The organism is Paenibacillus algorifonticola (genome assembly GCF_000971975.1).
Classification (GTDB): domain Bacteria; phylum Bacillota; class Bacilli; order Paenibacillales; family Paenibacillaceae; genus Pristimantibacillus; species Pristimantibacillus algorifonticola.
On the sequence record NZ_LAQO01000007.1, the window covers coordinates 229,821 to 250,220 of the forward strand.

Sequence of the window (20,400 nt, forward strand, 5' to 3'; positions counted from 1 at the left end):
TTATCCCTCCAGCTCAAAACGGTAATCTTCTACGACCGTGTTCGCTAGCAGCTTCTCGCACATTTCCTTGATGCGCTTCTCTGCCTCGCTGCGGTCAATATCGCCCAGCTCAAGCTCCAAATATTTGCCGATCCGAACCTTTTCCACTTCGGCAAAGCCCATCGAGTGCAATGCTCCTTGTACAGCTGTTCCTTGCGGATCAAGTACATTTTCCTTGATTGTTACGTAGACGGTTGCTTTCATTGTTGGCCTCCTGATAATGAAAATAATAATGTAACGCTAACGCTGCTCCGCTTTTCTTCTGCTTTAGGCGAGCACCCCACAGGCTCCCTCCAGCAAAATCGCTTTGCTTTTATCGTTTTGCTTGTATCGCTGTTGATCAATCTCTTTAGCTTGCTCTTGCTGGCTTCAACGCTGCTGCCTGCGCGGAAAAGCTAGTAGCTTTCCGCACCTGTCAAGCGGCGGTAAATATCCTGATACCGCTTCGTCGTCTCTTCGACTACTGCTTCCGGCAGCGGATCTGGCTTGCTGTTCTTGTCCCAATCCGAGCCGAGCAAATAGGTGCGCACCGGCTCCTTGTCCATGCTGTCGATCTCAATGTCATAGGCGAAATTGCCCTCTGCCCAGAAACGCGAGGAATCCGGCGTGAAAATCTCGTCAATGAGAATAACTTTTCCGTCAATCAGACCAAATTCGAATTTGCAATCGGCGAGAATGATGCCGCGCTCGGCGCAATAAGCATGAGCGAACTCATAAAGCTTGATGCTGCGGTCGCGCAGCTCTTCGGAAAGCTCGGCGCCAACCAGCTCCTGCATCCGCTCGAACGGGATATCCTCGTCATGGCCGACATCGTTTTTCGCCGCTGGCGTAAAGATCGGCTGCGGGAAACGTTCATTTTTGCGCATGCCGGCCGGAAGCTCAATGCCATTGATCGCAGACGTTTGCTGATATTGTCTCCAACCGCCGCCTGTGATATAGCCGCGCACGACGCATTCAATGTCGATACGCTCTGCTTTAAGAGTCACCATAATCCGGTTGCGCAGCAGCTCAGGCTCGGTAATGAGCTCGCCCAGCTTGTCCACATCGGTATGCACGACATGGTTTGTCTGGATCGAAGCCGTCTGCTCAAACCAGAACGCCGACAGACGGTTGAGCACATTGCCCTTCTCCGGCACAGCCGGATCAAGCACATAATCGAACGCCGAGATGCGATCCGTTACAACGATCAGAAAATGCTCGCCCAGATCATAAAGCTCTCTAACCTTCCCCTTGTACAGAAGGGGCGCTTTTACATATGGAGCAGCAGTAGACAAGCTTTGAGATAATGCAGTCATTCGCCAGTAAGCCTCCTTAGTTCAATCCAAGACGGGTGAAAATCGTATCCACATGCTTCAAATGCCATGTTGGGTTAAAGCAATCGTCAATGTCTTCCGTTGACAGAAGCTCGGTAATTTCCTTCGTCGATTCAATAATGTCGCGGAATTGGCGCTGCTCTTCCCATGCCTGCATCGCGCGCGGCTGAACAGTATCATAAGCCTGCTCGCGGCTGAAGCCTTTGTCGATCAGCTTCGTCATGACACGGCCGGAGAACGGCACGCCGAACGTACGCTGCATATTGCGCTTCATATTTTCAGGGAACACCTGCAGGTTGTTGATAATGTTGCCCAGACGGTTCAGCATGTAGTTCAGCAGCATCGTTGCATCTGGCAAAATGACGCGCTCTGCGGACGAGTGGCTAATATCGCGCTCATGCCACAGCGGAATGTTCTCGTAAGCAGTCAGCATATGTCCACGAATGACTCTGGACAAGCCGGAAATGTTCTCGCAGCCGATTGGGTTGCGTTTGTGCGGCATAGCTGATGAACCTTTTTGACCTTTAGCGAAAGGCTCTTCCACCTCGCGGAATTCGCTCTTCTGCAAAGCGCGGATTTCCGTAGCAAACTTGTCCAGCGACGAAGCAACGAGTGCCAGTGTGCCCATGTACTCAGCATGGCGATCACGCTGCAGCGTTTGCGTTGAGATAGGAGCAGCTTTCGTGCCGAGCTTGTTGCAGACGAATTCTTCAACGAATGGATCGATGTTCGCGTAAGTGCCGACAGCACCGGAAATTTTGCCGTATTGCACGCCATCAGCTGCATGCAGGAAACGCTCCAGGTTGCGCTTCATCTCTTCGTGCCACAATGCCATTTTGAGGCCGAAGGTAGTTGGCTCAGCATGAACGCCATGCGTACGTCCCATCATCGGCGTATCTTTGTACTGGATCGCTTTCTCGCGCAAAATCGAGATAAAACGCTCAATATCCTTTTGCAAAATCGCATTGGCTTGCAGCAACAGGTAGCCCATTGCCGTATCCACGACATCCGTCGATGTCAGGCCGTAGTGCACCCATTTGCGCTCAGGACCAACCGTTTCGGATACAGCGCGCGTAAAGGCGATGACGTCATGGCGGGTATCCTGCTCGATTTCATAAATACGGTCGATGTTGAAGCTGGCGTTTTTACGAAGCTCTTCAACGTCTTCCTTCGGAATAATACCCAGCTCCGACCAAGCCTCGCATGCGCAAAGCTCAACCTCCAGCCATGCTTGGAACTTGTTCTCCTCGGTCCAAATCGCTCTCATTTCCGGTCTGCTGTAACGCTCTAACATTTAGCTATTCCACCTTCCAAATTGTTGTTTCATCTATCCATTGCAGCGCTGCTTCCACATCTGGAGCAAGCACGTTAATATGGCCCATTTTTCTCTTGTGAACGGCGTCCTTCTTGCCGTACAGATGCAGCTTCGGTGTTACACCGAGGCGCTCTGCCGCTTCATCCTGGGCGCCAAAACGCTGAATGACCGGCTCTACATGCTGACCGAGCACATTCACCATCACGACTGGTGTCAACAGCTCCGTACGGCCAAGCGGCAAATTGCATACCGCCCGCACATGCTGCTCGAACTGCGACGTATGCGCCGCTTCCATCGTGTAATGCCCGCTGTTATGCGGCCTTGGCGCCAGCTCATTCACATACAGCTCACCGTCAGCCGTCAAAAACAGCTCAACGGCGATCAATCCGACAGCGCCCAGCCCTTCGGCGATTTGCATCGCCAGCTGCTCCGCTCTGCGCTGAATGCCCTCATCGATCCGGGCAGGTACAATCGACAAATGCAGAATATTGTCGATGTGTATATTTTCCGCCGCCGGGAATGCTTTGACCTCGCCCTGCGGGCTGCGCGCCGCAATAACCGACAGCTCTTTTTCAAAGGCTATGAATTTCTCCAGTACCAGCTCGGTTCCAGCCCGGCTCAGCGTTTCGTATGCCTCGTCGATCTCCTCCGTGCTGCGGATGACCCATTGCCCTTTGCCATCATAGCCGCCAGTCGCTGTTTTTAATACGCATGGCAGGCCTAAACGTTCAGCTTCTATATGAAGCTCCGCGCTGCTGCGAATTTCACTGTAAGGGGCAACCTTCACGCCTGCTGCCTCAATCGCCAGCTTCTCCCGCAGCCGATGCTGCGTCGTATAAAGCAGCTCACTGCCTTGCGGCACGTAAGATTCCTTCATCAGCATCGCGGCAACTTCCGCATTCACATTTTCAAATTCATACGTAATGACATCCGAACGCTGCGCCAGCTCGCGCGCTGCCTCATGATTGTCATAAGCGCCGACCACTTGATCTGCGACTTGTCCGCAAGGCGAATCCACCGCAGGATCAAGGGCGACGAATTTGTAGCCCATTGCGCTGCCTGCGAGCGCCATCATCCGGCCCAATTGCCCGCCGCCGAGTACGCCGATTGTGCTTCCTGGCAGCAGCGTGCGGATGTTATCCGGCCGCCGCTTGTCCGCCTCAGCCATCATAGCGTCTCACTGCTTTCCAGCACTTCCTGCTTGACCCGTTCACGTCTTGCGATCACGCGTGCCTGAATGTCCGGATCGAAAGCGCCAAGCATCTGTGCCGCCAGCAGTCCAGCATTCGTGCCGCCTGCATTGCCGATCGCAACAGTCGCAACTGGAATGCCGCCTGGCATTTGCACGATGGAGAGCAGCGAGTCGAGACCGCTGAGATTCGACGATTTAACAGGAACGCCAATAACCGGCAGCACCGTTTTGGCGGCGACCATGCCGGGAAGATGTGCAGCTCCGCCAGCCCCCGCGATAATGACCTTAAGTCCGCGCTCCGCCGCCGTTTCCGCATATTCAAACATTAAATCGGGCGTTCTGTGCGCCGATACAACCTTTTTCTCATAAGGAATTTGAAGCTCTTCCAGCACATCGCAAGCCAGTTTCATTGTGTCCCAATCCGACTTGCTGCCCATGATGACGCCTACCTTCGCAGACATGCGTTCAAACCTTCTTTCATCTATATAATATGAAAACCATATAAAACCGTAACTTGTTGCTTTCCTTATCCTCTAAACTGCCCGATTCCAACAGAAAAATCCCGACAGCTACCGTAAGAGTATTAATCATACGTATGCTGCGGGACCCGAGCCGAACGCACAGCATGGCGCCCCGTCTTCCGGGAGCCGCATGGCGCTCTTTATGCCTGAAGTAAGCTGCCCCTTCCGCACCCTTGCAAAATAAAAGGCACAAAACAGCACAAGGCCGCCCTAAGGTGAAACGGCTGTCGCCGTCCTATGGCGGCGCGGCGCGTTTCAGTCCGAGAAATATAGAGAAGGGATGGAATCATCCTATACTTTCCTATATTTCAAGCGTAAACGGCTGACGCCGTCCTTGAACGGCAAAGCTTCGTTTCTCGGAGAACTAGAAGCCGAATATAAGTGTAAAACTTATACTTGCTTCTGGTTCAAAAAAGGCAGCTCAAGCGTAACCAGCTTCAAGCTTGCTCGTAGTCCGAAAATTGTGGTTTTCGGGTAGAAACTTTCGGGCCAATCCCCGAGATTATACGAGACCAACACTATAATGAACGGATTGCTCCGTTTCTGACCTCTTCCAGTTTATCTAATCCCCACGGGACTGTCAACAAAATACGAACGTTGAAAAGAGGAGCTTTTATTAAAGTTCGTTTTTGGCAGGTAAAATATCATAATATGACAGGAATTTACTCGGGATTATGCACAGACAGCTATAAGGGAAGGGGATTTATGGGAGGAATATTCGCAGTGCCCCAGCTTTCTTGTCGAGAGGGTTTTCATAGAGTTCGCAGAATAACACATATATGAATGTAAATTTTGTTAATTTACGAAAAAGGAAGTGAGCGAAATCGCAGATGTGCCAGCAAATGAAACAGTCCTATCCTATAATTCTTGCATTTGCCGCACAATATCCTGAGCAGCTTCCTAATCTGTACATTTATAAAATAGATAGCAACGCCGATCCCGTCATGCCATTGCCAGGCAACGCTTCTGATATGTCATGGTCGCCTATGCAAAATCAAATCGTCTACTCGACTGTCGCACAGCCAAACGGAAATGAAATTAGAGTAATTGATGCTCCAGATGAGCTGCTGCAATAATATAGGAAGAAGCGGAGGAAACACAGCTATGGAAAATTACAAAGTAGGCATTCTTTTATTTAATGATGTAGAGGTGCTTGATTTTGCCGGTCCTTTCGAGGTTTTTGCAGTAACTGCGCTGAACTGGGGGCAGGAGAATGCCTATCACCCGTTCCAAGTATCGACGATTTCTGAAAATGGAGCGCTCATTACGGCGAGAAATGGCCTTAAGGTGACTCCGGATTACAGCTTCGCTGATGCTCCTGTATTTGATGTACTCGTTATTCCTGGCGGCATGGGCACACGGCACGAGATTCATAATAAGGCACTGCTTGCGTGGATTAAACAGCAAAGCGGACAGGTGAAGTGGATGACCTCCGTCTGTACGGGAGCGTTTCTGCTTGCAGAAATCGGTTTACTGGATGGCAAGCGGGCTACGACGCACTGGGCAAGCATCGAACGCATGCGGACGCAGTTCCCGCAGACGACGGTCGTCGAAAATGTGAAGTTTGTGGATGAAGGGGATATCGTCACCTCCGCTGGTATCTCCGCAGGCATCGAGATGTCGCTTCATATGGTTGGACGGATTTTAGGCATTCAGGCAGCAAGAAATACAGCTAGAGCTATGGAGTATGACGGGCAGTTTGAGCTTTAGCTCACATTAACCTTACAGGCCACGTTCAGAGATGGACGTGGCTCTTGCTGTCTCAAACTAGCCCCATCATGGCTATATGCAGGATGCAGTTAGCGGCAAGTCCCTTCGTTTTGATGCAATTGTTGGGAATAGTGACTACCACATCATTAATCGTTCTATTTCCCCGCAAATTCAAGCCATCATTTATCAAATGATTCATCATCCTAGCGAGGAACCGCTAAAACGGATTTTTAATGTTGATATAGCTGGAGGAGCGACTATAATAACCGATCGGGGAACAACTACCGGGTACGAAGGTAGTTATGCCAGCTCCACAGGGTGTCTTGAATGCCGATTACACCGTTAAACAGTATAAAACACCAACAATTGGACGCGCGGGTGGCGTAATAACCGGACAAATCGTCATCGGCTTTCCGAGTGTGACGGGCAATTTCGCTGCTTTAACAAATGCAAATGCCAGTAATTATACTATTCTCTCTTACGACAATGCGAAGCGCAACGGCAGCCCCGCTCCATATCATTCTATAGTAGAAGATGTACGAAGCCTACCTGCTACCGGAATACCATATAGCTCAAAGGACAATATTAAACAAGGGCAACTGGAACAAAGAAGATATTACGGCTCCGATGGCAAGGCCGAGCTGGATATTGACTATACCAACCACGGTAATGCGCAAATTAATCCAAATGTTCCACACAGGCATGACTGGAATTATAACAACAAGCCGCAGAGAGGTCCTTGGTACATTGTAGAAACAGACTTACATTATAGTTATAGCCAATTAGTAGAGGATTTGAATACGGGGCATGAAGTATCCTTTACCTTTGTGAATGTTAAATATTATATTACACAAAACCAAGGTTCATGGTACTTAACGAAATTGGGAGAAAGCGTCCCTCTTCAATCTGCTTCGACTCCATCAGAGCTTCTAACGCTTGCGACCCTCAATAATGAATCGTTGCAAACACTATTTAATAACGGAAGCCTCGTCGATATTTCGGTTTACTAAAATAATTTCCATTAAAAACGCAGGGCTTTCTCCCATTAGTCTTTGACAAGCGGGAGAAAGCCCTGTTTTGTTAGGATGCATTCAGCATATTCAAGAAATGCATTCGCACAGCCGTATAAGCTTTTGGCATATGCATCCGGAAATCATGAAGGCGGCGGCGATGGCTGGCGGGCATATTTTCACTGAAAATGTCATCTCCTTGACGCTTGCTGAATGTGACGACATTTGGGAAAGCATACGGCAAGCCGATGTTGCGCTGACCGTATCGCTGCCCCGTCTGAATATGTCCTTCATCCAAGCAGCGCAGCAGTTGGTTGGCGATGGCTCGCTTGGCGAATTAGCGCTTGTGGGCGCTTGGCCTTGTCGAGGCCGGTTTCGTCAACCGTGCCTCCCCGTTCACGCTGGAGCTTGTCGTGGACCGCATTCAGATTAGCGCGCCAGCTGCAGCGCATTTTCAAAACGCATTCGTCTCAAACGTTCAGCAGCTACGTAGAACAGGTTAGACTGACCCATGTGTGCACGCAGCTGCTTGAAAGCAGCGAGACGGTTGAGGCGCTGGCCCAGCAGCAACTACTTCTTGAAGCAGGGCTCCTGCCGCTATGAAACCGCTGATGGCTCAGCTATTGAGCTGACCTCCGGCGCATTCGAGCACTGGATGCCTTCCGTTCGCGACGATAGCCACCCAGCTGGCTGTCAAAGCGTCATCGTCAATCCTGTGGCTCCTATCGATTTCCGCTTTTCGATTCGGTTATCGTCGTAAAAGAGTGGTGAAAATTGGCTGCGCTGCATGAAAAGCTTGACTTCCGATCGCCATTACCCTTGAATTTCTATAACTAACCCACTATATGGGGAAATTCAAGGGTAAAAGCGAACGCTACGCTTCTCCAGTTCAAGCTTTTCATTCCGCTGCGCCCTCTTCACCACGCTTTTAAAACAAACCTAATCATAAAAGCTACAATGCCTCAGTTAAGGCCCCCATTTTTATTTTGGGGGCCTTTTTTATTTACAGGCGAAGAACAGCAACCCTCTACCCAACAAGAGGGAAAGGCGAAAGCGAAGTCCTTTTTCATAGAAGGCTCGAATATAAGTAGATAAAGAACTTATGCTTGAGGGAGGTTGGACACGACATGCATATCCATACGGTTAAAAAAGGCGATACGCTGTGGCAGCTCGGACAGCGCTTTAGCGTCAGCACGGATGCGATCGCTTCGGCAAATGGCATATCCGCTGATGTTCCGCTCGTCATAGGCCAAGCGATCATTATTCCTACTGAGGCCGGCAATCATAAGGTGCTTCCCGGAGAAAGCCTATGGTCGATTGGCCTAAAATACGGCGTAACGATTGAGCAGCTCATGCGCGCCAATGAACTCAAAAACCCCGCCCTCATTAAGGCAGGTCAGGTGCTCGTTATTCCGCAGAAGGAGAAGCCTATTATTGAAGTGAACGGTTATACGGAAAAATTCGGCGCAAACGGCGTAGCGCTCGTACATGAAATTGGCGCCAACCTTACTTATCTCAGCCCATTCAGTTATCGTGTCCAGCTGGACGGTACACTTGTGCCACTCGACGACAGCGCTATTATTGAAGCAGCCTTTCAAGAGAAAGCAGCATCCATGATGGTGCTGACCAACTTCGAGAACGGCACCTTCAGCAGCGATATTGCGCATGCTGTGCTGACCGATGCTGCAATTCAAAGCGCGGTCATTGCAAGCGTCTTATCCGTGATGCAGCAGAAGCGCTACATGGCGCTGAATGTGGATTTTGAATATGTGCGGCCAGCGGATCGTGAAGCTTATAATGCTTTTTTGCAAAAGCTGGTTGATACGCTGCATCCCTATCACCTGCTCGTATCTACTTGTCTTGCCCCAAAACAAAGTGCGGAGCAGAAAGGCACGTTATACGAGGGGCATGATTATGCTGCCCATGGACGGATTGTCGATTTTGTTATTTTGATGACGTATGAATGGGGCTGGTCTGGCGGACCTCCGCTCGCTGTCGCTCCACTCAACGAAGTCGTTAAGGTGCTAAATTATGCGCTATCCGTCATCCCCTCCTCCAAAATCGTCATGGGCATGCCGCTCTACGGCTATGACTGGACGCTGCCCTACGTGAAGGGCGGCAAATGGGCGCCGACGGTTAATCCGCCGCAAGCCGTCGCTCGTGCCGCCAAATATGGCGCAACGATTCAATATGATCCGATAGCCGAATCGCCTCATTATACTTATTATGATGAACAAGGCGCGCAGCATGCGGTCTGGTATGAGGACGCCCGCAGCGTACAAGCCAAATTCAATATTGTAAAAGCCTATAAGCTCAGAGGAGTCAGCTATTGGGTGCTCGGCGTGCCTTTTCCCCAAAACTGGTACGTTTTGCAGCAAAATTTTACCGTCCGCAAGCTGGTGTAGCAGCACTATGGCTGCCTTGCCAAAAAAGCCCTCCGCTGCGGGAGGGCTTTCGCTTTTTGTTATGTCCATCGTTCGTTATAACATTCGTTCTTTATACCTTGGCTATCCCTTCAGCGCGACAAATATATCAATCTCATTTTCTGTGCTTTCGGGTTTATATCGTTCATCCCAAACTTCGAAATCATAATGCTGCGGCACATGTCCCGTTTCTTCCATCCACTCGCCATAAAGATAGTTATACGACTGGCTAAGCTCCGATTCGGGCCCAATATGTGTGTAGGCGGCATACTTGCTTTCAGCAACCGTATGGCTTGCCATATGCAAGGGCACATTGCCCAGCTCGCTTACTTCGCAGCAAACGATATTTGTGAACCGATCTGTCTGGGGATTAAAATCAGCAGCCATCGGATAAATTTGAATTAAAAGAATATGGTCGTTTTTCCTGTGCTGAATTTCTGCTTTTCTTTCAATTAAAGAAAGATAGGTCTTCTTCCCAAGTCCCGACTCAAACTCTTGAACGCTCGCTTCCACTTTATAACCTACGACATGAAAAAGCGGCAATGCTACGACCTCCGCCTCTCTTTTCTGTTCCATGAGCTGTCCTCCATTCAACCCTTTATAAATAGGCAGGAAATACAGCTATTTTACCATAAAGAAGCATCCACGCGCTCTCATCGGTCAACCGGCGGGCTGTTCAGCCCCATTCGTTCAAATTGCTCTGGAGGAGCATCGTTATCCCGCATCAGCTTCGTCATCAGCTCGACCATTTTTGACTCTACCTCTGGATCCTTTAACGGATGGGCCTGCTCAGGGTCTGCCGTTACATCATACAATAGCGTTCCGAATGCATGGAGGTTGCCTCTCGTCTCCGCTGGAATGCGAAGCGTCTTAACATTTTTCGTAAAAGAAAATGGCTCGGCAAGCTCCAGCTTTTGCAATTCAGAAGGATGAAACCGGCTGCGCATATGCGTTGGCATTAACGTATAGTTATACAGAGGTTGGTTATCCTCAGAGAATGATGCCCTCATATATACATACTGTCCATCGGTGACATTCACATGCCCGCCATGAATGCCAAACAATGCCGCTTTGCGGACTGGCTTATCTGACTCAACCGTCTGTCGCAGCGGAACCCCCTGCATGTCAGGCGGCTGCTGCACTTGGAAAAATTCCAAAAGCGTGGCCGGTATATCAATGGATTGTACAAGGCTTTGCCTGCGCTCCCCCTGCACACCCGTTCGAGGATCCCAAATAAAAAGCGGCGTATGCGCGACCTCGTTATAAAAAGGCTGCACACATTTTGCCCACTGGTCATGCTCGCCCAGCAGGAAGCCGTGATCGGTGTTGACGATCAGCAGCGTGCTTTCCCATAAGCCGTGCTTGTCCATCATATCAAGCACTTTCCCCAAGTAGTGGTCGCACATCGTTAATAATGCGGCATATTCGTACCTCATATGCTGAACGTCCTCCGGCGCTTCGGTCACCGGTCCGTACGTTGGCCAATCGCCAAGTCCGCCTTCGTACTCATGGGCGTACATTTGCTTGAATTGCTCAGGACTATAAAAAGGCTCATGCGGATCAAACGTTTCAATTTGCAAAAACCAATGGCTCTCCTCATGATTTCGTTCGATAAACTCAAGCCCGCTCGCAAACGTTTGCGCCTGCGGAAATTGCTCCTGCTCCTTAATATACTTTCTGTTCGTGCGATCCTGCAGCAGCATTCTTCTTACCTGAGGATGAAGGTCCTCGCTAAGATTAATATCAGCGCTATTCACTTCCGCCTTCCAAGGATCGCCTTCCTGTCCGCGAATCAATTCAAAGGATTGATAGCGGGTATGATACGTCCCCCCGCCATCCTCCCAATAATGCTGATGATCGGTAATAAGATGCGTGTATATGCCAGCTTCTCCAAGCCTCTCGATTGCAGAATCATCGAATGGTTCCAATGGTCCCCAGCTTCGGTGCAAGAAGTTGTATCTGCCGGTATGCAGCTCTCTTCGGGCAGGCATGCAGGGCATGCTTCCAACATAGCTGTTGTCGAACACAGCTGTCCGCTCGGCAAGCCGTTTGAAATTAGGCGTTTTAATCCAATCAGGCCCCCCATAGGCGGAGAGCATATGACGATTCAGCGTATCGAACATAATCATAATAGCTTTCAATATTAATCAACCTTTCACGCTTGATGCGACCATACTGCGAATAAATTGCTTTTGGAATATGAAAAACATTGCAATAATGGGCACAGATATAAGAAGTGATGCTGCCATCAATAAATTGTATTGAACCTGGTGCTCGCCGCGAAAAGTTTGCAGACCCAGCTGGAGCGTGCGCATAGAAGCACTATTCGTATAAATGAGCGGATGGAAAAAATCGTTCCATACGCCTACGAATTTAAAAATGCCGAGCGTCGCAAACAACGGGCCGCTCAGCGGCACATAAATACCAAGGAATAAGCGAAGATATCCGGCTCCATCGATATAAGCAGCCTCATCCAGCGCCTTAGGAAATTGCAAATAAAATTGACGTGCCATAAATACGCCAAACGCTCCTGCAAGCTCCGGAACGATTAAAGCATAATAACTGTCCAGCCATCCGCTTCCACCCGCTCCAAGCCAATCATTTCCCCCAAATAAAGGGATCGACTTCATAATCAGAAATTGCGGAATAATAATGACCTGGGCAGGCACCATCATTCCGGCAAGCAGCGTCAGAAAGATCGGCAAATTGCCTCTAAATGCTATACGCGCAAAAGCAAATCCGGCAATGGAGTTAAACAAGAGGCTCCCCGTCAGCGCAATCGACGTTACCCACACGGAATTTTTCAGATAGGTTAGCCAATCCCCCATTTCAAGCGCTCTCACATAATTGCCGGGATGCCACTCTAATGGCAGCAGCCGTATCGCTTGAAGTGAAAATTCATCGTCTCCTTTCATGGAGGTAAAGAAAGCCAGCAATAATGGCAATATCGTTACGAGCGAAAATAAAAGTAATGCCGCGTAAGCCAATCCTTGTTCTACTTTAGATAATCTCATCGTTCACCTCTACTCGCCTGCCTGATTCCGGCTGCCTATGGCATACTGAATCAAGGTGATAAACAGCGTTAATGCAAGAAGGAATACGGCCATTGCAGAGGCATACCCCATCCGATACTCCTGGAAACTGGCACCCACGATTTGCGTAACGATCGTAGTGCTTGAATTCGCAGGGCCGCCGCCCGTTAATACAAATACCAAATCAAACACCTGAAATGATCGAATCGTTGAAGTAACGAAAAGAAATAACGTCATCGGCTTTAGCAGCGGTACAGTAATGTACCAGAATTTTTTCAGTACAGAAGCTCCATCCAAGCTGGCCGCCTCATAAAGACTTTCAGAAATACTTTGAATGCCTGCCAAAAAAATAATCATGGCGTAGCCTATTCCGGTCCAAATACCAATGACGATGACAGTCGGCAGCGAGGTAGCGGGATCTTGCAACCAGTTCCGGCCATCGATTCCGATAAGCCCAAGTAGGCTATTAACAGGTCCCTGCAGCGGGTCGAGCATCCAGAGCCATGTCATCGCAACCGCTACCGATGAAATAACTCCCGGCAAATAGATGAGTGCACGGAATGCGGCTAAAGCCTTCAGCCGCATCGAAAGCAAGTTAGCAAGCACCAAGCCAAGCAGCATGCTAGGGACGACAGTGCCAATCCAATACAAGGCTGTATTTTTAACGGCTTGATGAAAAATGCTATCGTTCAGCAAAAGGGAATAATTTTTCAAGCCGACCCATTTCGGTGCATTTAGCATCGTATAGTCGTTTAAGCTTAAATAAAATATCCAGAGAAGCGGCACCAAAATAAACACTGTAAACAACAAGACATTCGGTAAAATTAAAAAATAGGGAATAAACCGGTTCCAGCCTTTTTGCATAATACCCTCCTGAGATCGCTGGGACGGACTGTGATCCGTCCCTGTCCTCAATTGCAAATTTATTTGGCGTTTGCAATTTCCTCCCTAGCCATTTTGGCATTTTCCTTTAAAGCTTCCTCGACAGGTCTAATTCCGTTAAAAGCTTCTTCGAGCGCAATACGCAAATACTTAACGTTAATCGACCAGCTGCCGGAGGCACCGTATCCCTTAGCATCTTTAAGCGCCTCGAAAGCAATCTCGTTACCCTCTCCGAGCTTCACATATTCATCTCGAAGCGATTGAAGCGGCGGAATCGCCCCCGACTTGGAAGTAAACTCCAGCACATTGTCCTTCTCAAACCAATACTTTATAAAGGCCCAAGCTTCCTTCGGATGCTTCGTCTGCCCTGCAGCGGACAGAAACGTGCCTAACATTAGAGCAGTCTGCCTGCCGTCCGGGCCTGCTGGCGGCAGCACCCAGCCAATTTTGTCAGAGCCGATCGACTTTTGCAGCGACGCCGCGGCTTGCGTTGAAGTAAATGCCATCGCTGCCTGACTGTTTTGAAACGGCGTTCCCGAGGCTTGCTGCTGATTGGACGGAATAATCGCTCCCGCCTTGTACAAATCAACCTGCTTCTGCACAGGTTGCACGGAAACGGGGGAGTCAAACGTCGGGTCCCCCTCCGCATCATAAAAATCTTCGCCGAGCAGCAGAAGCAGCGATAAATAAGATTGCTCCCCATTGCTTGTCTGGATGTCGATACCGCCGCGAACCGTTTTGCCTCCCTCGACGACTTTGAGCTTGTCTGCATATTCAAATATTTCATCAAACGTCTTCGGCGGACTGTCTGCATCCAAGCCCGCTTCCTTGAAGTAGTCCTTGCGCCATGCCAGCGGGCGGATTTCTGGCAGCAGCAGCCCATATTGACCGCCCTCATATTGACCGGCTGTTAAAATGTCAGGAAAAAAATCCTTCTGGCCTTCCCACTTATCGGCTTCAATAAATGGTGTCAGATTCAAATATTTTCCTTGGCTTACCGTAGAAATCAACTGCCCGAATCCCAGGCCCTGCACGTCCGGCTGCATTCCCCCGGAATAAGCAACCGTCAGCTTTTGAAAATATTCAGCCCATGGAATAAAGGTAGCCTCTACCTTAATGCCAGGATTTTTCGTCTCAAATTTTTGGATAATCGCTTCAACCGTTTCCGTTACGGTCTCATCCGTTCCCGGATACCATAATTTCAATGTCACCTCTTCATTAGAAGAGCCAGCTGCGGACGCCCCCTCTTTATGGGGCTGGCCCGACGAGCATGCGGTTAAAAGGGCTGTTAATGTCAGCACAATTGCGAGTGATAGAGCCGTAATCTTCTTCATACCATTTCCCCCTGGATTCTTTCAGATCGAGTATACAAGCAGTATGTCATCCAGTTATCTGGTCTGAAACACAAACTCATTATTCCTATTAACTTACTTGTATTAAAGCTCGTTAATGCTTACAATTATAGCATCATGCCTATCGCTCGTATTTATCACAAGTAAGCTAATATGTTTCAAAAATGCAGACTGCTGCTAGGAAAGGTCGTTCCCCATGAAAAATCTTATTGAGTTTAGCAATCAAAGCTCATTGGATCACTTGAACATTAATATCCGCTGGTTAAAGGAGTGGAAAATAACGAAGGCGCATGAGCATTTGTTTATTTTTCCCTACACGACCTTCTGGATTGTCTTGTCCGGGACAGCTGTCATTGAGCTCAATCACATCCGCTATTCCCTTAAGAAAGGAGACATTGTTTCCATCGCTCCCAAAACGACTCAATCTTGGAAAGGACTAAGTACCGACCAGCCTTTTCATTATTTATCATTGGCTTGCGAAGCCAAAGTTGGAGCGATGGATTTTATTCATTCCTACCGTTTTCCCCACGTCGTCTCTGATGCCCCTTCCGAAGAAGTACACGCTTTAATTGAAGAATGGAGAAGGCTGGCAGACGATTATAACGCTTTTCTGCAGCCATTTGACGAAAAGGACATTAAATCGAGCGAGAAGGGCTACGACAAAGAATTTCCTTTATTTAAATTAAGTACAGACCAAACGATTCAGCATTTAAAAATTCGCGCAAAGGGCATGTTGTGGGTACAGCAGCTGTTTCAAACGATCCGTTACCGGCTTCCTGATCAACCCGTCCCTTATGATGACCGTGTATTCGAGATTTGTGATTATGTAGAAAAACGCTTGGATAAGCCGCCATCACTTGACGATCTTGCCGCCTATGTATCACTCAGCAAGGAGCAGCTGCGAACGCTGTTTCAAACGACTTACGGGTTGTCCCCCATGAAATATGTTCGACATGCCCGTCTCCAGCGGGCCAGAGATTTGCTTATGCTGACCTCCTATCCGATTAAAGATATTGCAAGTCAAATAGGCTTTGAAGATCAGCACCATTTCTCCCGGGCCTTTCAGCAATCAGAGGGCATGTCGCCGATGGCGTATAGACGCCGTCTGCTGCAAGGGATCAAGCATGAGTAAGCTTGTGTATCTGTGGATATAAAATCATATAAAAAGAGGGATATCAATTGATGAGTGATGAAATGGATCGTCAGCCTGACAAGTCTTGTTGTGCAGCAAGACGCCAAGACAACAGCATAGTTCCCCTATCTTCATCTATGACCTTCCATAAAACGATGAAAGAAGGCAAGCCTTCCGAAAATCCGCCACAAACCCATATGATATTATTATCGGGCGGCACTTTTCGGATGGGAACCGACGATTTAGAAGGGTTTCCCAGCGACGGGGAAGGACCGGTTCGCGAGGTTGAGCTATCTCCGTTTTATATAGATGCCCATGCGGTCAGCAACCAAGCATTCAAACAATTTGTTGATGATACTGGCTACGTAACCGAATCCGAGCAATATGGCTGGTCCTACGTATTCCATCTTTTTGTTTCAGAGGCATGTGCGCGGACGGTTACCCGATCTGTTCAACGCACACCATGGTGGTGGGTCGTGGATGGCGCCGACTGGAAGCATCCGGATGGGCCGGATTCCAGCATTGAAGACCGGATGGATCATCCTGTCGTACAGGTTTCCTTTAACGATGCCTTAGCCTATTGCAAATGGTCAGGGAATCGGCTCCCAACAGAGGCTGAGTGGGAGTATGCTGCTCGTGGTGGACTGGATCAAAAGCGTTATCCTTGGGGAGATGAATTGAAGCCCGACGGACAATATCGATGCAACATCTGGCAGGGAAAATTTCCGACAATGAATACTAACATGGATGGGTATGCAGGGACTGCGCCTGTAGATGCCTATTTGCCGAATGGATATGGCTTGTACAATGTCGTCGGGAATGTATGGGAATTCTGTGCGGACTGGTTTAGTGTTGATTATCATCAATCAGCTTCGCCTCTAAACCCCCAAGGACCTCCGGGAGGACAAAGCAAGGTGATGAAGGGCGGCTCCTACCTGTGCCATCGCTCCTACTGCAATCGTTATCGGGTTGCCGCCCGCAGCTCCAATACGCCCGACAGCGCTTCCGGCAATATGGGATTCCGCTGCGCAAGAGATGCCTGATTTTGCATCAACCACTTCTGCTTTTCCGCTATAAAAAAAAAGCTCTCCTGCTTGTAGTCGGCATTCGTGAAGCCGGACCTCATGCAGGAGAGCTTTTTAATTAATGGCATTCATTTTGATGTAGAAGCGTACAGATTTAAATTTGCTTATTCAGTCGGCTGACCGACAAGCTTGCCGCGCAGCTTGGTGCTTGCATCCGTTTCAGGCGCCACTTCCGGGGATGCCGGCTGCGGCGCTGCATTCGTGGTGCGAAGCGGAATTTCTTTCAGGAAGAAAGTCAGAATAACCGCGCCAACCAAAATGAGCGTACCTGCAAGAAATACGGTAGAAAGCGACGAAGCAAGCGCCTCGCGAAGCATTTCAACCATTTTTGTAAATAACGGTTGAAGGTCGGCTGGCAAGCTCTGATGCAGCTTCTCCAGCTCAGGCTGATTCGTCAGCATTTGCGGGTTGGCAAATACGGCGAATTCTTGAGCTACTTTCGGATCAAGCTTGCTTAGATCAACCGCTTCCCCAGACTGGGCAAGCTCCGTCAGGTTGTTTTTCAAGCTGGTTGAAAGCACGGTGCCCATTACGGCAATCCCGATCGTGCCGCCCATATTACGGAACAGCTGCATCGCAGCGGTAACGGCGCCAAGCTCCTTGAATGGAACCGCATTTTGAATCGCGAGCGAGAATACCGGCATCCCAAGGCCAAGACCAAGGCCAAAAACAGTCATCGCCAGAACCGCCATCCATACGCTGTTCATGAACACCATCATCACCATACCCGCCACCATAAGCGGCATGCCGATTAAGGCGAAGCGTTTATATTTGCCCGATTTGCTGATCATTTGACCGCCAATAGCGCTCGTAATGACCATACCAATCGACATAGGCATCGTTACATATCCGGCATAGGTTGGTGAAATCGCCAGCACGCCTTGCACGAAGAAGCTGAGGTAAATCAATGCGCCCATCATCCCAAAGTTCATCAGGAAGCCAATCACATTAGATAGTGTAACGATACCATTTTTGAAAAAATGAAGCGGCAGCACTGGGCTTTTCGCCTTTGCTTCAACAGCTACAAAAATGATCGCTGATACGATCGTTACCGCGAATAAACCAATGGTTTGGGCAGAGCCCCAAGCATATTTCGTACCTGCCCATGTAAAAGCAAGCAGCAATGGCACGAGCGTTGTTGTCAGAAACAGCGAGCCCAAGTAGTCAATCGACTCGGATTGCTTGCGCTCCGTCTTCGGAAACAGCATCAAAATCATAATGAAGGCGATAATGCCGATCGGCAGGAAAATCCAGAACACCCAGTGCCACGCCATGTGGTCAACGATATAACCGCCGAAGGTTGGGCCAAGAACGCTGGAAAAACCAAAAACGGCTGTCATAATTCCAGTCCATTTGCCGCGTTCCCTTGGCGGGAATAAGTCGCCTACTGCGGTAAAAGCCGTTGCCATTATAATACCTGCGCCCACACCTTGAATCGCACGGTAGAAAATCATTTGGTAAACGTCAGTCGACGTTCCTGCAAGAAAGGCGCCGATAATGAAAAATAAAATACCGGCTAATATAAATGGCTTACGTCCGTAAATATCCGACAGCTTGCCGACAAGAACGGTTGCGATGGTTGAAGTCAGCATGTAGATCGAAATCGACCATGTATACAGCTCCATCCCGTGCAGCTCCGCAATAATTCTTGGCATCGCCGTACTGACGATGGTTTGGTTGATCGCTGCAAAAAACATGGCGAACATAATCGCAACCATAATGGTCAGCTTTCTTTTTTGTGATAAATGTTCCATAAGTTAAATCTCTTCCCCTCATCCGGTATGAATTAAGTATGAATATGATCGTTTAGCTTTCTGAAAATCCGTTTTAAATGTGCGATGTCCTCTGGAGCCAAACAGTCCAACATCATGCTCAGCGTCTCTTTTTGATCATCCGATATTTGGTCCAGTGTAGCTTTCCCTTTATCAGTAATATCGATGTATACGACGCGGCGGTCTTCCTCATCCCTAACCCGATCAATATTGCCCTCTGCAGAAAGCTTATCAGCCAATCCCGTTATAGCAGCAGCGGAAATGCACATCTTCTCTGCCAGATCGGACACTCTTTGCTGTCCCCCCTGCTTGAGCCAATAAAGCAGCTTGAATTGGGACAACGACATATTCCCTTGCATCCGCTTGTTCCACTCTGTATTCGCATTTCTCATGATCGATTTAAACATGGTGGAGAGCTCGACAACGTCTTCCTTGCTTGGCATGTATTCACTCCTTCCTTGTTTGTTTTCATCGTACAATCATCCCAGCGCTTCCCAATAAAGCGCAATTAATAAATATTTCATTACTAAACTATTTATCACTATAAATCTTTTCGTGAAATTAGTCAATGCTTTAGCCTATTTGATTTTGGGACAGCTGGAGCATCACTCCTGCAAAATCAGAAAGAGCCGAAATCTGCAAAAACAGATCTCGGCTCTTACTATTCTAACTATAATAATTGTCGTTTATGATGGGTGCGTTCTAAAGCTCAGCCAACAGTTTAGTCAAAGCTTTATAGCTGATCTCAATGCTTTCCAGCTCGCCTTTGTTTGTTGCATCCTGCTCTACAATAATGTATTTAGTGCTTGTGTGCTTTTGGGTCGCCTGCAAAATGCCCGCAATATCAATCGAGCCTTCTCCTATTTCGGTGAACACATCCGGGCTTCCAATCGACATAAACGTTCCCATCGTCACTGGCTCGTTCTCATCAAGCGTTTCAAAAAGGTTAACGGGATTAACGCTCGCCGGCAAATCCTTCTGATGAATAAATTCGCAGCGGCTGCCCAGCTTCTCGATATAGCTTATAACATCAACACCGCCGCGCAGCGCCCAATAGGTATCAAGCTCGAAGCCGACATTTTCAGGAGAAGTATGCTCCAAAATAATATCGAGCGCATAGCTTCCATTGAACTTCTGGAACTCATGGAAATGGTTATGATAAAGCAGGCTGATGCCCTGCTCGCGCATTTGGCTTCCGTAGCGGTTCAGCTTCTCGCTGAATGCAAGGACGTCCTCGTAATTGGTGAAAAAAGAAATCGGAATAATCGTTTTCGTACAGCCCAGCTCTTTATTGAAGGCAATGACATCAGCGATTTGCGCATCGTCCGAGACGAAAATATGCGTGGCGATCACGTTCAAGCCCGCTTGATCTACCAGCTGCTTCAAATCGGAAGCCTTTAAATCGCCCAGCTTGAACAGGTCCTGACCTGTAAAATCGAGTGGAATTTCGATATTTTTGTAGCCAATTTCCGCAATTTTATTCAAAGTGCCTGCGCGATCACGCGCAAATTCGGTTTTAGCAGAAAACAACTGCAATCCTATTTCCAATGACATAAAAGTAATTCCCCTCTCGATGTGAGCATAAAAACGTTTACATTCTTTTTATACCTTAAAGCTTGCGC

The 20,400-nt window shown here is 48.7% G+C and carries 21 protein-coding genes and 1 riboswitch; of the genes, 8 read left to right on the top strand and 13 right to left on the bottom strand.

Annotated elements, in window-relative coordinates:
• The 5 genes from purS to purE form a co-directional block, all read right to left on the bottom strand.
• Complete coding sequence (gene purS / locus WH37_RS15900) at positions 1-243, bottom strand: phosphoribosylformylglycinamidine synthase subunit PurS (RefSeq protein WP_046231574.1); 243 nt, start codon at positions 241-243, stop codon at positions 1-3.
• Between the two features lie 191 nt (positions 244-434).
• The gene (locus tag WH37_RS15905; protein ID WP_046231575.1) at positions 435-1,334 is read right to left on the bottom strand and encodes a phosphoribosylaminoimidazolesuccinocarboxamide synthase; all 900 of its coding nucleotides are present in this window, start codon (positions 1,332-1,334) and stop codon (positions 435-437) included.
• A gap of 16 nt (positions 1,335-1,350) precedes the next feature.
• Positions 1,351-2,646 carry an adenylosuccinate lyase gene (gene purB, locus WH37_RS15910; protein ID WP_046231576.1) on the bottom strand — a complete coding sequence of 432 codons (1,296 nt, stop codon included), beginning with the start codon at positions 2,644-2,646 and terminating at the stop codon, positions 1,351-1,353.
• Positions 2,647-2,650: 4 nt separating this feature from the next.
• Positions 2,651-3,835, bottom strand: coding sequence for a 5-(carboxyamino)imidazole ribonucleotide synthase (gene purK, locus WH37_RS15915; RefSeq protein ID WP_143088501.1), 1,185 nt, complete (start codon positions 3,833-3,835; stop codon positions 2,651-2,653).
• Positions 3,835-4,320 (bottom strand): 5-(carboxyamino)imidazole ribonucleotide mutase, encoded by a 486-nt coding sequence (gene purE, locus WH37_RS15920; RefSeq protein ID WP_046231578.1) that lies wholly within the window; start codon positions 4,318-4,320, stop codon positions 3,835-3,837. Before purE ends, purK begins: the two co-directional genes overlap by 1 nt.
• Positions 4,321-4,810: 490 nt before the next feature.
• Positions 4,811-4,910, bottom strand: a riboswitch (purine riboswitch).
• 312 nt (positions 4,911-5,222) lie between these two features.
• Between purE and WH37_RS15930 the strand changes: the two genes are divergently transcribed.
• From WH37_RS15930 to WH37_RS15955, 6 genes are all read left to right on the top strand, one after another.
• A complete protein-coding gene (locus tag WH37_RS15930; RefSeq protein WP_143088491.1) occupies positions 5,223-5,456 on the top strand; it encodes a hypothetical protein in 234 nt (77 codons plus the stop codon).
• Positions 5,457-5,484: 28 nt separating this feature from the next.
• On the top strand, positions 5,485-6,090 hold the full coding sequence (locus tag WH37_RS15935; RefSeq protein WP_046231581.1) for a DJ-1/PfpI family protein: 606 nt from the start codon (positions 5,485-5,487) through the stop codon (positions 6,088-6,090).
• A 302-nt stretch (positions 6,091-6,392) separates the two neighbouring features.
• Complete coding sequence (locus WH37_RS15940) at positions 6,393-7,100, top strand: hypothetical protein (RefSeq protein WP_046231582.1); 708 nt, start codon at positions 6,393-6,395, stop codon at positions 7,098-7,100.
• Positions 7,101-7,167: 67 nt separating this feature from the next.
• Positions 7,168-7,533, top strand: coding sequence for a Gfo/Idh/MocA family oxidoreductase (locus WH37_RS36020; protein ID WP_046231583.1), 366 nt, complete (start codon positions 7,168-7,170; stop codon positions 7,531-7,533).
• A 114-nt stretch (positions 7,534-7,647) separates the two neighbouring features.
• Positions 7,648-7,860: a hypothetical protein gene (locus tag WH37_RS15950; protein ID WP_197091376.1), complete on the top strand. Its 213-nt coding sequence runs from the start codon at positions 7,648-7,650 to the stop codon at positions 7,858-7,860.
• A gap of 367 nt (positions 7,861-8,227) precedes the next feature.
• The gene (locus tag WH37_RS15955) at positions 8,228-9,505 is read left to right on the top strand and encodes a glycoside hydrolase family 18 protein (RefSeq protein WP_046231585.1); all 1,278 of its coding nucleotides are present in this window, start codon (positions 8,228-8,230) and stop codon (positions 9,503-9,505) included.
• A 102-nt stretch (positions 9,506-9,607) separates the two neighbouring features.
• On the opposite strand, the gene WH37_RS15960 is transcribed toward WH37_RS15955, so the two are convergent.
• From WH37_RS15960 to WH37_RS15980, 5 genes are all read right to left on the bottom strand, one after another.
• Positions 9,608-10,099, bottom strand: coding sequence for a GyrI-like domain-containing protein (locus WH37_RS15960; RefSeq protein WP_046231586.1), 492 nt, complete (start codon positions 10,097-10,099; stop codon positions 9,608-9,610).
• A gap of 77 nt (positions 10,100-10,176) precedes the next feature.
• Complete coding sequence (locus tag WH37_RS15965; protein ID WP_046231587.1) at positions 10,177-11,664, bottom strand: sulfatase; 1,488 nt, start codon at positions 11,662-11,664, stop codon at positions 10,177-10,179.
• Positions 11,665-11,670: 6 nt separating this feature from the next.
• Positions 11,671-12,537, bottom strand: coding sequence for a carbohydrate ABC transporter permease (locus tag WH37_RS15970; protein WP_046231588.1), 867 nt, complete (start codon positions 12,535-12,537; stop codon positions 11,671-11,673).
• A 9-nt stretch (positions 12,538-12,546) separates the two neighbouring features.
• Positions 12,547-13,419, bottom strand: a complete 873-nt coding sequence (locus WH37_RS15975; protein WP_046231589.1) for a carbohydrate ABC transporter permease — start codon at positions 13,417-13,419, stop codon at positions 12,547-12,549.
• A 59-nt stretch (positions 13,420-13,478) separates the two neighbouring features.
• Positions 13,479-14,771, bottom strand: a complete 1,293-nt coding sequence (locus tag WH37_RS15980) for an ABC transporter substrate-binding protein (protein ID WP_046231590.1) — start codon at positions 14,769-14,771, stop codon at positions 13,479-13,481.
• A 214-nt stretch (positions 14,772-14,985) separates the two neighbouring features.
• Between WH37_RS15980 and WH37_RS33655 the strand changes: the two genes are divergently transcribed.
• Positions 14,986-15,921, top strand: coding sequence for a helix-turn-helix domain-containing protein (locus WH37_RS33655; RefSeq protein ID WP_052737003.1), 936 nt, complete (start codon positions 14,986-14,988; stop codon positions 15,919-15,921).
• Between the two features lie 50 nt (positions 15,922-15,971).
• Positions 15,972-16,964, top strand: a complete 993-nt coding sequence (locus WH37_RS15990) for a formylglycine-generating enzyme family protein (RefSeq protein WP_197091373.1) — start codon at positions 15,972-15,974, stop codon at positions 16,962-16,964.
• Positions 16,965-17,110: 146 nt separating this feature from the next.
• Here the strand turns inward: WH37_RS15990 and WH37_RS15995 are convergent, their stop codons facing one another.
• From WH37_RS15995 to WH37_RS16005, 3 genes are all read right to left on the bottom strand, one after another.
• On the bottom strand, positions 17,111-18,760 hold the full coding sequence (locus WH37_RS15995; protein ID WP_046231591.1) for an MDR family MFS transporter: 1,650 nt from the start codon (positions 18,758-18,760) through the stop codon (positions 17,111-17,113).
• A 32-nt stretch (positions 18,761-18,792) separates the two neighbouring features.
• A complete protein-coding gene (locus tag WH37_RS16000; protein WP_046231592.1) occupies positions 18,793-19,221 on the bottom strand; it encodes a MarR family winged helix-turn-helix transcriptional regulator in 429 nt (142 codons plus the stop codon).
• Between the two features lie 259 nt (positions 19,222-19,480).
• Positions 19,481-20,332: a sugar phosphate isomerase/epimerase family protein gene (locus tag WH37_RS16005; protein WP_046231593.1), complete on the bottom strand. Its 852-nt coding sequence runs from the start codon at positions 20,330-20,332 to the stop codon at positions 19,481-19,483.
• Positions 20,333-20,400: the final 68 nt, after the last annotated feature.

Excerpts from the sequence above, each read along its gene's own strand:
- purB (WP_046231576.1), bottom strand. The coding sequence starts at position 2,646 with ATGTTAGAGCGTTACAGCAGACCGGAAATGAGAGCGATTTGGACCGAG.
- WH37_RS16000 (WP_046231592.1), bottom strand. The coding sequence starts at position 19,221 with ATGCCAAGCAAGGAAGACGTTGTCGAGCTCTCCACCATGTTTAAATCG.
- WH37_RS15995 (WP_046231591.1), bottom strand. The coding sequence starts at position 18,760 with ATGGAACATTTATCACAAAAAAGAAAGCTGACCATTATGGTTGCGATT.
- WH37_RS15955 (WP_046231585.1), top strand. The coding sequence starts at position 8,228 with ATGCATATCCATACGGTTAAAAAAGGCGATACGCTGTGGCAGCTCGGA.
- WH37_RS15980 (WP_046231590.1), bottom strand. The coding sequence starts at position 14,771 with ATGAAGAAGATTACGGCTCTATCACTCGCAATTGTGCTGACATTAACA.
- WH37_RS15940 (WP_046231582.1), top strand. The coding sequence starts at position 6,393 with ATGCCAGCTCCACAGGGTGTCTTGAATGCCGATTACACCGTTAAACAG.
- WH37_RS15975 (WP_046231589.1), bottom strand. The coding sequence starts at position 13,419 with ATGCAAAAAGGCTGGAACCGGTTTATTCCCTATTTTTTAATTTTACCG.
- WH37_RS33655 (WP_052737003.1), top strand. The coding sequence starts at position 14,986 with ATGAAAAATCTTATTGAGTTTAGCAATCAAAGCTCATTGGATCACTTG.
- WH37_RS15905 (WP_046231575.1), bottom strand. The coding sequence starts at position 1,334 with ATGACTGCATTATCTCAAAGCTTGTCTACTGCTGCTCCATATGTAAAA.
- WH37_RS15990 (WP_197091373.1), top strand. The coding sequence starts at position 15,972 with ATGAGTGATGAAATGGATCGTCAGCCTGACAAGTCTTGTTGTGCAGCA.
- WH37_RS15930 (WP_143088491.1), top strand. The coding sequence starts at position 5,223 with ATGAAACAGTCCTATCCTATAATTCTTGCATTTGCCGCACAATATCCT.
- purE (WP_046231578.1), bottom strand. The coding sequence starts at position 4,320 with ATGTCTGCGAAGGTAGGCGTCATCATGGGCAGCAAGTCGGATTGGGAC.
- WH37_RS15960 (WP_046231586.1), bottom strand. The coding sequence starts at position 10,099 with ATGGAACAGAAAAGAGAGGCGGAGGTCGTAGCATTGCCGCTTTTTCAT.
- WH37_RS15935 (WP_046231581.1), top strand. The coding sequence starts at position 5,485 with ATGGAAAATTACAAAGTAGGCATTCTTTTATTTAATGATGTAGAGGTG.
- purK (WP_143088501.1), bottom strand. The coding sequence starts at position 3,835 with ATGGCTGAGGCGGACAAGCGGCGGCCGGATAACATCCGCACGCTGCTG.
- purS (WP_046231574.1), bottom strand. The coding sequence starts at position 243 with ATGAAAGCAACCGTCTACGTAACAATCAAGGAAAATGTACTTGATCCG.
- WH37_RS16005 (WP_046231593.1), bottom strand. The coding sequence starts at position 20,332 with ATGTCATTGGAAATAGGATTGCAGTTGTTTTCTGCTAAAACCGAATTT.
- WH37_RS15970 (WP_046231588.1), bottom strand. The coding sequence starts at position 12,537 with ATGAGATTATCTAAAGTAGAACAAGGATTGGCTTACGCGGCATTACTT.